Genomic DNA, 12147 nt, shown 5'->3' on the forward strand with positions numbered 1-12147 from the left:
ATTTGTAAAAAAATAGTAATTAAGCTGAAAATGAAGTTCTTAACCTTGAATTATCTTGTTTGAGAATGTTTTAGTTTGTATTTTTCAATAAAAAATCGTTACTTTGCTATTCAAAAAAATAGACAAAATGAAATATAATACATTGATAATTATTTTATTACTGGTTTTAAACTTTTTAGTGCTTCCATTTCTTGAAAATTGGATTGTATTTATTTTGATGTTATCTCGCAATTATACAACTAATTCCCCTATATTTTTTGTTGTTCATAAGGTAGCTTTCTCTATCAATTGGATGTTGTATATCACCATTTTATATTGTATTATACGAGAATTTTCAACAGAAATTCGTTGGGGGAAACATTTTTTTTTGCGTTTTGGCATATTTTGTTTGTTAGTTTTGTTAGGAAGTTTTTCTTATGTTTTTGACGCCAATTCCCTAATAACTTATATGGCTATTCATTTGACAATTCCAATCATACTCACTATCTTTTTCGTTTTATTACTTATTGAAGCCGTCATCTTATTCAAAAAGCATAAAAAAACCGAGTTTTACATCAATGTAGTATTACTTTTTTTAATATTACAAAACGTTGTTGAAATGCTTACAAGATTATTTAGTCAAGAGTAAAGTTCAGAAAATAATTAGCGTAATTAGAATATTCATTTTTTAAACGAATGACAAAAACCACTGAAATCGAACGAAAATTTTTGGTTAAAAATGATTCTTTCAAAGAAAAAGCCATTTCCAAAGAAAGAATTGTACAAGCCTATTTAAGCACTGACCCCGAGCGGACTATTCGTGTACGCATCAAAGGAAATCGTGCTTTTTTAACTATAAAAGGAAAGACAAACCACTTGGGAACAACCCGCTTTGAATGGGAAAAAGAAATCGAGATAGAGGAAGCCGAACAATTATTGCCACTTTGTTTGCTTTTTCCGATAGAAAAAGAACGTTATTTAGTTGAATACAAAGGTTTTAATTATGAAGTTGATGTTTTCTTCGGAAATAATGAAGGACTAATTTTAGCGGAATTAGAATTGGAAGATGAAAATCAATTCTTTGAAAAACCTGATTGGTTGGGCGATGAAGTTACAGGAAGAAAAGAATATTACAATAGTTTTTTGTCAAAAATCAAAAGACTTTAATAAATAATTAAAAAATACATTTTAGCAGTAGAAAAACCATACATTTTATGAAAAATATATTTTTATCAACGATTTTATTTGGATTGGGATCAATCGGCATCGCACAGACTTCACAATCGCTCGAAAAAGGTTGGAAATTCACGCGAGAAGACCAAAAAAACTTCTCACAGGTCAATGTGAATGACAAAAAATGGCAAAATGTAGTTGTACCGCACGATTGGGCAATTTACGGACCTTTTGATATTGAAAACGACGTGCAGCGAACCGCCATCAAGCAAGATGGGCAAGTAGCTCCCATCGAACATTCGGGACGCACGGGCGGATTGCCTTTCGTGGGCGTGGGCTGGTATCGAAACTCGTTTGATGTGCCTAATTTCAGTGCCGACAAAAAAGTTTTCCTACAATTTGACGGAGCAATGTCCAATCCCGAAGTATTTGTAAACGGGCAAAAAGCAGGTGAATGGCATAATGGCTACAACACCTTCTTTTTGGACATAACACCTTTCGTTAAAGCAAAAAACAACACTTTGGCGGTTCGTTTGGAGAATATGACTCAGCAATCACGTTGGTATCCTGGGGCAGGATTGTATCGAAATGTACATCTTATTGTAAAAAATAAAACACATATCCCAATTTGGGGAATACAAATAACAACACCTGAAATTACACCAAACTTCGCTAAAATCAATATAAAAACTGATTTTATAAGCGAAAATCCACCAAAAATAGAAGTCGTAACAGATATTTACAATCCGAAAGGAGAAAAAATCGCTTCGGAGCGTAAAAAATACGATGATTTTATCACAAATAACATTTTTTCACAAGAAATATATGTGAAAAATCCTCAATTGTGGGACATTCAACAACCAAATTTGTACAAAGCCATCAGTAAGATTTACGAAAATGGTGAATTAAAAGACGAGACTTCAACTACCTTCGGAATTCGTAAAATAGAAATCAAACCCAATGACGGATTCTATCTGAACAATCGAAAAATCAAATTTCAAGGGGCGTGTATGCACCACGACTTGGGAGCGATTGGGGCAGCGGTAAACGAAGCAGCGATTCGTCGGCAAATAAGAATTATGCAAGATATGGGCGTAAATGCCATTCGTACTTCGCACAATATGCCTTCACCTGAGTATGTACGCATTGCAGACGAAATGGGAATGATGCTTGCGGTGGAAAGTTTCGACGAATGGGCAATTGCGAAGGTGGAAAATGGATATAATCGCTATTTTAAGGACTGGGCTGAAAAAGATTTAACCAATTTGGTAAAACACTATCGGAATAATCCATCTGTGGTGATGTGGTTCATCGGAAACGAAGTGGAGGAACAAAGCGTGGAAGAGGGAGCAAAAGTAGCGCGTTATCTGCAAGATATTATCAAAAAACACGACACAACGCGTCCCGTTTCCAATGGAATGGACAGGCCTGACCACGTTTTTAACAACAATATGGCTGCAACAATGGAAGTAGCAGGTTTTAACTACCGCCCGTTCCGATACCAAGATGCATATAAAAAATTACCGCAACAGATTATTTTAGGAAGCGAAACGGCTTCAACAATCAGCTCCCGAGGCGTTTACAAATTCCCTGTGGAAAGAAAATCAATGCCAAAATACGATGACCAACAGACTTCATCGTATGATTTGGAGCATTGTGGCTGGTCAAACCTTCCAGAAGACGATTGGATTCAGCACGAAGACCTTCCTTATACTATTGGAGAGTTCATTTGGACAGGATTTGACTATTTAGGCGAACCGACGCCCTATTATGTGGAGTGGCCGGCTCACAGTTCGTATTTCGGGGCAGTAGATTTGGCGGGAATACCAAAAGACCGATTTTATCTTTACAGAAGCCATTGGAAGAAGGAAGAACCTACGCTGCACGTCTTACCTCATTGGAATTGGGAAGGAAGAGAGGATGAGATAACCCCAATTTTCGTATATACGAACTATCCTACGGCAGAGGTTTTCATAAATGGCAAAAGTCAGGGCAAACGAAGCAAGGATTTGACTATTCCGCTTGACGGAAGCTATACAACTGAGGCTCAAAAGTCTTTGGAACGCCAAAAACGCTACCGATTGATGTGGCTCGACACCAAATACGAAGCGGGTGAAGTGAAAGTCGTTGCGTACGATGCAAATGGGAAAGCGGTTGCCGAAAAAATCGTAAAAACAGCTGGAAAACCACACGCTTTGCGTCTTTCTGCTGACCGAACAACCATAAAAGCCGATGGGAAAGACCTTTCATTCATAACCGTCGAAGCAATAGATAAGGACGGTAATCTTTGTCCTCTGGCAAACAATTTAATAACCTTCAAAGTCAGTGGAATGGGTACGTACCGAGCTTCGGCGAACGGCGATGCCACTTCAACAGACCAGTTTCATTTGCCAAAGATGCATCTATTCAATGGAAAATTAGTCGCCATTGTACAATCTGGGGAAAAAGCAGGAAAAATCACTTTTTCAGCACAAAGCAAAGGATTGCAAGGCAAAGAAATTGAACTTATTACAGAATAGCGTATCGAAAAAATTATAATTTACTACAATTGATTTTTTGGATACACATTTTTTACAAAATAACAAATAGCAGGGGCGAAACATATTTCGCCCTTATTTTTAAATTGTAAAACACACCGTAGGGACGTATTGCATACGCCAAAAAATAATAAAACAACTAAAACACACGCCGTAGGGGCAAATCATCATTTGCCCTAACGAAATGAAATCAAATAAAGGGCGAAAAATATTTCGACCCTACGAAAAAACACAAATTATAACATAAATATGTATTGTACATATATAATAACAATATGATTGGGCGTATACAATACGCCCCTACGAAAAAATGATTATATCAAACAAAAAATATTACATTGACACTAAAATCAACTATTATGAAATTAAAATTAACTGTTTTAGCCTTTTTTGTAGCTTTATTTTCTTTATGGAGTCAAAAAATTGTAGAAATTCCTTTTGTGGAATATGCTAATACCAAGACAATTGAAATTAGTAAAGTAACTCTATCTAAAAAGGAAACAATTTTAGATATAGAAGTAAATTACACTCCAAAATATTGGATAAAAATAACAAAAGACAGCTATTTGAATGCTAATGGAAAGAAATATAAGATTCATAAAGGAGAAGGGATTACACTCGACCAACAATTTTGGATACCTGAATCAGGGAAGGCTTCTTTCAAGTTATTTTTTGAACTTTTGCCAGAAAATACGAGTTCGTTTGACTTCATAGAAGGTGATTGCGAAGATTGTTTTAAGATTTACGGAATAAATTTAACAAATAAAGTACAACTCCCTAAAATACCCAAAGAATACACTCAAAAATATAAAACAAACCCAAAATTCAAAGCGGAATTCAAAAAAGGAAATGCTCTTATTAAAGGACAAATAATCGGATATAGAACCGATTTCGGAGATGTTTTTTGTAAATATGAGAATCCTATTACAGGAAATTCCACTCAACATACTATCAATTGTGATAAAGAAGGAAATTTTTCAATTTCTATACCAATTTATTCCCCAACTACCTTATCTATCGTATTAAAAAAGTCTTTTTACATTCCATTAAAGGTTGCTCCCAATGAAGAGTCAAAAATCATCATTAACTTACCTGAAAAAACACGACAAGAGAGTAATTTACGAAAAAAATCAAAAAAATATGGTGAAAAAGTATATTATGCGGGCTTTTTTGCTGATGTGAATCGTGATTTTATGTCTGTTTTGACGCCAAATGAACTATTTGAAGACCAAAATATTGTTCATAAAATCATTTCTCAGAATATATCCGAAATAAACTATAAGGATTATTTATTAAACAAATACGATTCGATTATAAATTATTATAACAAACAAAAAATAAATCCTTTATCGAAAAAAATATTAATTCTGAACACAACTTGTGCTTTTTTAGATAAAATAAGCCTCATTGACTATGTTTTTTCACTCGTTTATGCTCAAAAGAATAATATTCCTGTTGAAGAAGCGTATAAATCTTATATTCCTTTCGTTTGGGACGAAAATATGGATAATTTGTATAAAATTTTACCTATTGATGACCCAAATATTCTTTTTATTCCTAATTCTGAAACACAAAGACTTAAATTTTCAAGAGCGAGTAGTTTATCACTCGTTCCCTTAGTAAAATATATGGCAAATCAGCCAGAAATAGAAAAGGAAGACCGTTTACTACTTGAAGAATTCATAAATTCTTTTGAAAGAAAAGAAACATTCAATAAAATAGATTTACTTGAAAATATTTATGAAAAACACGAAGAAACATTATACAATTACCAATTAGAAAGGGAAGGAGTTGCTTTTTTCTCAAAAATATGGAATACAGACAATGCTTTGTTAATCGACCTTATTAAATCACAAACGATTGGTTATAATTTAACAAAAAAACAACCTTTTACTAAAAAAGAACAAAAAGAAATAAAAAAACTTCCAAAACTTTTTCAGGAAGCCCTATTAGCTGAAAATAATGCTCTAATAGCCGAAATGCAATCAAAAAAGGAAAAAACGGGTTTTAATATATTAGATGCTCCCCAAAATGCAGATGAAAATCTATTAGTTGAGCTAATTAAACCATTTAAAAGAAAAGTAATTCTTATAGATATTTGGGCTACTTGGTGTATGCCTTGTTTATCAGCTCACAAACAAATGGAAGCTATAAAATCTGAATTTTCTGACAAAGATGTAATATTTTTATATTTGGCAGATGAATATTCGAATAAAAACACTTGGGAACATATGATAACCAATATAAAAGGACATCATTATTGGCTAAATAAAGCCCAAACTGCTTATATTCAAAAAATATTCAGCAGAAGAGCCTATCCTTCTTACATAATTATCGATAAAAATGGAAATATATCTTATTATTCGGTAGGATTTGAAGGAATAGAAAAAATAAAATCCGAATTAACAAAAGCATTATAAAAATACAATATATTGCACAAAAAAAACACAAATCACACCGTAGGGGCGTATTGCATACGACCTAAAATATAAAATTATAAATAAATATGTATTATACACATATAATAACAATATGATTGGGCGTATGCAATACGCCCCTACGGAAAAACGCAAATCATACGCCCAAAAACAATAAAACAATGTAAAACATATAATATTCAAATTAAAAAACGAAAATAATTATTAAAATATCAACCGATAAATTAAAATACCGAATTGTTTTCATAAAACATTAACCGGATAATTAAAATAAACAAATGTAGTACTAAAATATACATTGTTTTAATTAAAAAATGAAAAGAATTATCAAAATATCAATTGATGAATCAAAATATGAATTATTCTCATAAAATACCGATAGAATTATTAAAAATATCAATTGAAATAGTAAAATATGATTCATCAGTACAAAATAGAACTATTATGAAAAAAGTCATTAAAATATGTTTATTAGCAAGCGTTTTATCAGCTTGTGGAGGAGCTAAATTTGAAAAAATAACTGATTTTTCAACTTTGAATGGGGATTATTTTGTATATAACATCGAAGAAAATGGTGATATAGGAAGTAAAAATATTATATACCTTTTTGGTAATTTATAAAAGAGATTCGCTACCTATTCATTTTTCATTGGAAAGTAAAGGAGACTCTTTGTACATTTCTTACTTAGAAGAAAAAGATAGTATATTTGTCACGAAAAAATTAGGAATCAAAGGCAAGAAAAAGAAAAAATATTGGCAAAAATATTATAGTAGGAAACTAATCCCTTTATTTCCTTTATTTGTCAAAACAGATATTAGCCGATTGCGTATAGGCAAAGATAAAGACAATAATTTATTGATTGAGCACTATTTTGACAATGGTGGGTGGTTACTAATAATGGGAGCTGGAATGAGTGGAAAATATACTTATATTTACAAAAAAACCGATGAAATAAAACAAGTAAAACCCTATCGTGAAGGTAATCTTTTAGGAATAAAAAACGCTCAAAGAGAGCGAATTACTGCTCCGACATATTCTTACATTTCAAATTTTAAAAACCACCGTGCCAAAATGCGAATAGGTAGTAACTGGGGAGTCATTGGCGAAGATGATAAAGAGATTATTCCTGCCATCTATCACACACTTGAAAGCGACTATTATCAGCCTTTTGCTTATATTGTTTCAATTGATGGAAAATATGGAATTATTGACATTTGGGGTAAAGAATTGCTTCCGCTGAAATATGATGAAATCAGAGAATATAATAATGAATACAAACTAATAAAAGGGGATAAAATGGGAATATGCATTCCTAATCGCTTACACATTCCTGCTATTTACACAGAAATTTATAAACCTTATAATCCTATCCCTAATGATTCAGATAAATACTTATGTTTCAAGGACAAAACAACTTATATCGTAGATTATTTTGGGTACGAATACGAAACTTCAAAACGAAAATACAAATTTAAAGACTTTTGGAATACATCACAAACAGATGAAATTCTTTTCGAAGGATATTACTACAAATCCAATCCATCAAAAAAACGAAAAATAATTATTGAAGAGGAAGAAGAATGATTTTATCAAAAAAAAATAAAAACGTTTTATAGAAATTGATTTTATTCATATATTTGTGGCGTAATTAGAAAAAGAATGATTAAGCTATTCAAAAAAGAAGATAAGTTTTCGTATGTAGAAATGGGAGAAGGTGTTCCCATTGTAGCCCTGCATGGCATAATGGGAGGATTAAGTAATTTTGATACAACATTACATTATTTTTCTAAATGTTATCGTGTTATTGTTCCTGAATTACCTTTGTATGAACTGCCGTTACTCTCTACTTCGGTAAAAGGTTTGTGTCAGTGGGTTTTTCGCTTTATTGAATACAAAAAATTAGATAAAGTAATTCTATTAGGTAATTCTCTTGGAGGGCATATTGCACTACTTCTTTCGAAGTTATATCCCAATAAAGTAAAAGCACTTATTCTGACAGGAAGTTCAGGATTATACGAAAATGCTATGGGGAGTGGTTATCTTAAACGAGGTGATTATGAATTTATCAGAAAAAAATGTGAAGAGGTTTTCTACGACCCCAAAGTAGCTACGAAACAAATTGTTGATGAAGTGTTTGCCACGGTTAATGACCGAGCCAAAGTTGTAAAATCATTGGCTATTGCCAAAAGTGCTATTCGTCATAATATGGCAAAAGATTTGCCCAAAATGAAAATGCCTACGTGTATTATTTGGGGAAAAAATGATACAGTAACTCCACCCCGTGTAGCAGAAGAATTTCATGAGTTGTTACCTAATTCTGATTTGTTTTGGATTGATAAATGTGGACATGCAGCAATGATGGAACACCCTAATCAGTTCAATGAAATTTTAGATAAATGGCTTGAAAATAAAGCTTTATAAAGAGAAAAACGAAACCCTTTTTGATGGAAATAAAACAAGCTAAATTTGTAATTAGTAACTCCGATGTTAGAAAATGTCCAGAGCAAAACTTACCCGAGTATGCTTTTATTGGAAGGTCTAACGTCGGAAAATCTTCACTGATTAACCGACTTACTAATCACAAAGGACTTGCAAAAACATCAGGAAAGCCAGGGAAAACACAACTTATCAATCATTTTCTGATCAACAATCAATGGTTTTTGGTCGATTTGCCTGGATATGGATATGCGCAAGTTTCTAAATCTGCTAAAAAAACATTTCAAAAATTCATTACAGATTATTTTTTGAAAAGAAAACAATTAGTTTTGGCTTTTGTATTGGTTGATATTCGACATGAACCTCAAAAAATTGATTTGGAATTTATGCAATGGCTCGCAGAGAATGCTATTGCATTTGCTATTGTTTTTACCAAAGCGGATAAACTTAAACCATTGATTATTGAAAAACATGTAGAAAATTATAAACAAATACTTCTTCAATGGTGGGAAGAAATACCGACTTATTTTATAACTTCATCAACTTCGGGATTGGGCAAAGAAGATGTTTTAGCTTATATAGATAATGTCAATAAAATATTAGATAATAATAGAAAAAAATGAAAGAGCTACCAAAAAAATAGGTAGCTCTTTTTTATAAAATGATAAAAACAAATAAAACAAAGTTATATAATAATTTTTAAGAATGTTGTTTTTTTATTTCAGTAATACGAAGTGTATTGACCATTCCTTTTGCGTGAGCAGGCATTGAAGCTAAGCTAATGAGAATATCTCCTGTATCAGCATATCCTCTTTGGCATACTATGTCATTTACATCTTCAATCGTTTCATCGGTAGATCCGTGTTTGTCGTAGAAATAAGTAGTTACTCCCCACAAAAGAGCTAATCGAGAAAGGATACGAACATTTGAAGTAAAAACTAAAATATGTGATTTTGGGCGTAGGGCAGATATTTGATATGCTGTATAACCACTATTGGTTAGCGTTGAAATAACTTTGGCGTTCATTTGATTTGCCATAACAGAGGCTTGATAACATACAGATTTGGTTATATATCTGTCCGATTTGATGAAAGGAGGCTCTTGTGGTACTCGGATAAGTGATGAGTGTTCAACACTTCGGATAATATTAGCCATAGTTTGGATAACTTCTACGGGATATGCTCCAACAGAGGTTTCTCCTGAAAGCATAACAGCATCGGCACCATCCATAACAGAGTTAGCCACGTCATTCACTTCGGCACGTGTAGGGGTAAGGCTATTTATCATACTTTCCATCATTTGTGTAGCGATAATTACAGGAATACGAGCTGCTTTTGCCTTGCGCACCAATTCTTTCTGAATGATAGGAACTTCTTGCGCAGGTATTTCAACACCGAGGTCTCCACGTGCTACCATAAGTCCATCACAATGTGCGATTATTTGGTCAATATTTTCAACTCCTTCGGGTTTTTCTATTTTGGCAATAATAGGTATTTCATAACTTGAATGTTCAAGAATAAGTTCCTTTAGGTCATCAATATCTTTGCTATGGCGAACAAACGAAAGTGCTATCCAATCAACCTCTTGACTCATTGCGAAAATAGCATCTTTTATATCTTTTTCTGTTAAAGCAGGCAAAGATACATTCGTATTAGGAAGATTTACTCCTTTTTTAGATTTTAAAGCCCCTCCTTGTATAACTTTGGTAATTACTTCATTTTCATTATTAGTTGAAACGACTTCAAACATTAGTTTTCCATCGTCTAATAAGATACGCTCACCAGGATTTACATCTTTTGGAAAAGCTGTATAATTCATATAAACGCGATCTTTTGTACCTACGAAAGGATTACCTGTAACGAAAGTTATCAAATCACCAGGAGCGACTATCACATTGTCTTCCATTACTCCTACACGAAGTTTGGGACCTTGTAAGTCTGCCAAAAGACCAACATTGGTTTCTAACTCTTTGCTTACAGAGCGCACCATCTCTATGCGTTTGGTAACTTCTTCATAATCAGCGTGTGAGAAATTGATACGGAAAACATTAACTCCAGCTTTAATCATTCCTTTTACAATTTCATAATTATCAGTAGCAGGCCCTAATGTTGCTACAATTTTAGTTTTTTTAGTACTGAACATACTTTTAGAATATTAGTTTATGTTTTGATTTCAACGAATTTATATCAACTTCGTACAAGAAACTCCACAACGGATTTTCACGAAGTTTTCTCAAAATATTATCTTTATAAAAATTCTCAGAAGGATTACAAATCATTAGCAAATAATTTATCTTCCAAAGTTCTTTGATTAGAAAATGTGTTTTCTCTACCGAACGAAATAGTCCTATCTCGTTTTGACTTTCCTCTTTGCTTTGGTTGGCAATAACATACCAAATTTCTTCATCTGTCTTATTCCATTGAAAAAGGGCAAAAGAAGCATTTGAATCATTATCATAAATATCTGTATGACGCCTAACAAAGCGTGTTTCAAGTGTTTGATTTAACAAAAAAGCAACCTGATGGGCATGTAATGAAGTTTGCAAAACTACAAGGCAGTCTTCATTTACGTCATTGTCCCATAAGAGTTTGTGCGTTTTCATTGTCCCTTTGTTTTCAACGGCAAATATACTACACTTTTGATAAATACCATTCAATAATGAATGTTTTTTTGTTAAAAATATTTTTTATAAAAAAGCTAAGTAATTTTTTAGGATACAAAAAAGCAAAAGCACAGACCTAAATTTTGCAATCTGTGCTTTTTTGAAAAGAAAATATAAAACTCAAAAAGTATGATTTTACATTAGAATCGAATCCCAAGACCAAGTGTTAAAGCCGAGTTTCTAAAATCATTTTCAGAACTGATATTCGCTGTTTTGAGCGAAGTATTGTTCTTGTCGAATGTATTGGTAAGCCCGTGTGTATAGCGCAAATCAATTAGTAGACTTTCGGTAATTTGGAAATCAGCGCCGATACCAATACCAAAATCGAATGTTCCGAAGGCACTTTTGTCAATAGTATAATTTCCTCCTGTAGAAGGGACTTCAACTTCGGGTTTTTGAATAAGAAAACCGAATTGAGGACCTCCCAAAATTCCCAAATTTCCAATTTTGATTTTTGCCATAATAGGCACATTGATATAGTTCATATTTAGGCGAGCTTCGTAAGTTCCACCATTGGTTAAAATACCCCCTTTTTCCCATTTGGCTCCTTGTCGAGCATAAATAAGTTCAGGTTGAATAGCAAAAATTGTTCCCAAAGGTAATTCCAAAAATATTCCTGCATAAAAGCCACGTTTGCCTACTATATCTGATTTTTCAGCTGTTTGCCCTATTAAACTTGTATGGTTAAATCCGCCTTTTATTCCAAAAGATTGGGCATTGGTTGCTATAATACTTAGTATAGCAAATGTCAAAGTTAAAATAATCTTTTTCATATTTATAAAATTAAAAAATGATTCAAGGCAAAGGTAACAATTTTCAGAAAAACAAAAACCAAATCTTTGTTAATTGAGAAATTATTAACCTGAAAAAGGACTTTTTATTCTGAAATTCAATTAAAATATTGTATATCCGTAATCACTC

General features: G+C 32.6%; 11 protein-coding genes. 8 read left to right on the forward strand and 3 right to left on the reverse strand.

Annotation, left to right across the window (positions count from 1 at the left end):
* Positions 1–127 precede the first annotated feature (127 nt).
* From OO775_RS04385 to yihA, 8 genes are all read left to right on the forward strand, one after another.
* Positions 128–628, forward strand: a complete 501-nt coding sequence (locus OO775_RS04385; RefSeq protein WP_264845804.1) for a hypothetical protein — start codon at positions 128–130, stop codon at positions 626–628.
* Between the two features lie 47 nt (positions 629–675).
* On the forward strand, positions 676–1146 hold the full coding sequence (locus tag OO775_RS04390; protein WP_264845805.1) for a CYTH domain-containing protein: 471 nt from the start codon (positions 676–678) through the stop codon (positions 1144–1146).
* Positions 1147–1193: 47 nt separating this feature from the next.
* On the forward strand, positions 1194–3671 hold the full coding sequence (locus OO775_RS04395; RefSeq protein ID WP_264845806.1) for a glycoside hydrolase family 2 TIM barrel-domain containing protein: 2478 nt from the start codon (positions 1194–1196) through the stop codon (positions 3669–3671).
* Positions 3672–4048: 377 nt separating this feature from the next.
* Positions 4049–6109 carry a TlpA family protein disulfide reductase gene (locus OO775_RS04400; RefSeq protein WP_264845807.1) on the forward strand — a complete coding sequence of 687 codons (2061 nt, stop codon included), beginning with the start codon at positions 4049–4051 and terminating at the stop codon, positions 6107–6109.
* Between the two features lie 360 nt (positions 6110–6469).
* Positions 6470–6748, forward strand: coding sequence for a hypothetical protein (locus tag OO775_RS04405; RefSeq protein ID WP_264845808.1), 279 nt, complete (start codon positions 6470–6472; stop codon positions 6746–6748).
* Positions 6735–7712 (forward strand): WG repeat-containing protein, encoded by a 978-nt coding sequence (locus OO775_RS04410; RefSeq protein ID WP_264845809.1) that lies wholly within the window; start codon positions 6735–6737, stop codon positions 7710–7712. Before OO775_RS04405 ends, OO775_RS04410 begins: the two co-directional genes overlap by 14 nt.
* Before the next feature lie 75 nt (positions 7713–7787).
* Positions 7788–8549 (forward strand): alpha/beta fold hydrolase, encoded by a 762-nt coding sequence (locus OO775_RS04415; protein WP_264845810.1) that lies wholly within the window; start codon positions 7788–7790, stop codon positions 8547–8549.
* Between the two features lie 23 nt (positions 8550–8572).
* Positions 8573–9187, forward strand: coding sequence for a ribosome biogenesis GTP-binding protein YihA/YsxC (gene yihA, locus OO775_RS04420; RefSeq protein WP_264845811.1), 615 nt, complete (start codon positions 8573–8575; stop codon positions 9185–9187).
* A 76-nt stretch (positions 9188–9263) separates the two neighbouring features.
* Here yihA and pyk read toward each other — a convergent pair whose 3' ends face one another.
* The 3 genes from pyk to OO775_RS04435 all read right to left on the reverse strand — a co-directional run bounded on the left by pyk (position 9264) and on the right by OO775_RS04435 (position 11999).
* Entirely contained in the window at positions 9264–10706 is a 1443-nt protein-coding gene (gene pyk, locus OO775_RS04425) for a pyruvate kinase (RefSeq protein WP_264845812.1), read from the reverse strand.
* A gap of 4 nt (positions 10707–10710) precedes the next feature.
* Positions 10711–11166, reverse strand: coding sequence for an IPExxxVDY family protein (locus tag OO775_RS04430; RefSeq protein WP_264845813.1), 456 nt, complete (start codon positions 11164–11166; stop codon positions 10711–10713).
* Between the two features lie 200 nt (positions 11167–11366).
* Positions 11367–11999, reverse strand: coding sequence for a porin family protein (locus OO775_RS04435; protein WP_264845814.1), 633 nt, complete (start codon positions 11997–11999; stop codon positions 11367–11369).
* Positions 12000–12147 lie beyond the last annotated feature (148 nt).

This window comes from Capnocytophaga catalasegens, from assembly GCF_026005215.1.
Lineage (GTDB): Bacteria > Bacteroidota > Bacteroidia > Flavobacteriales > Flavobacteriaceae > Capnocytophaga > Capnocytophaga catalasegens.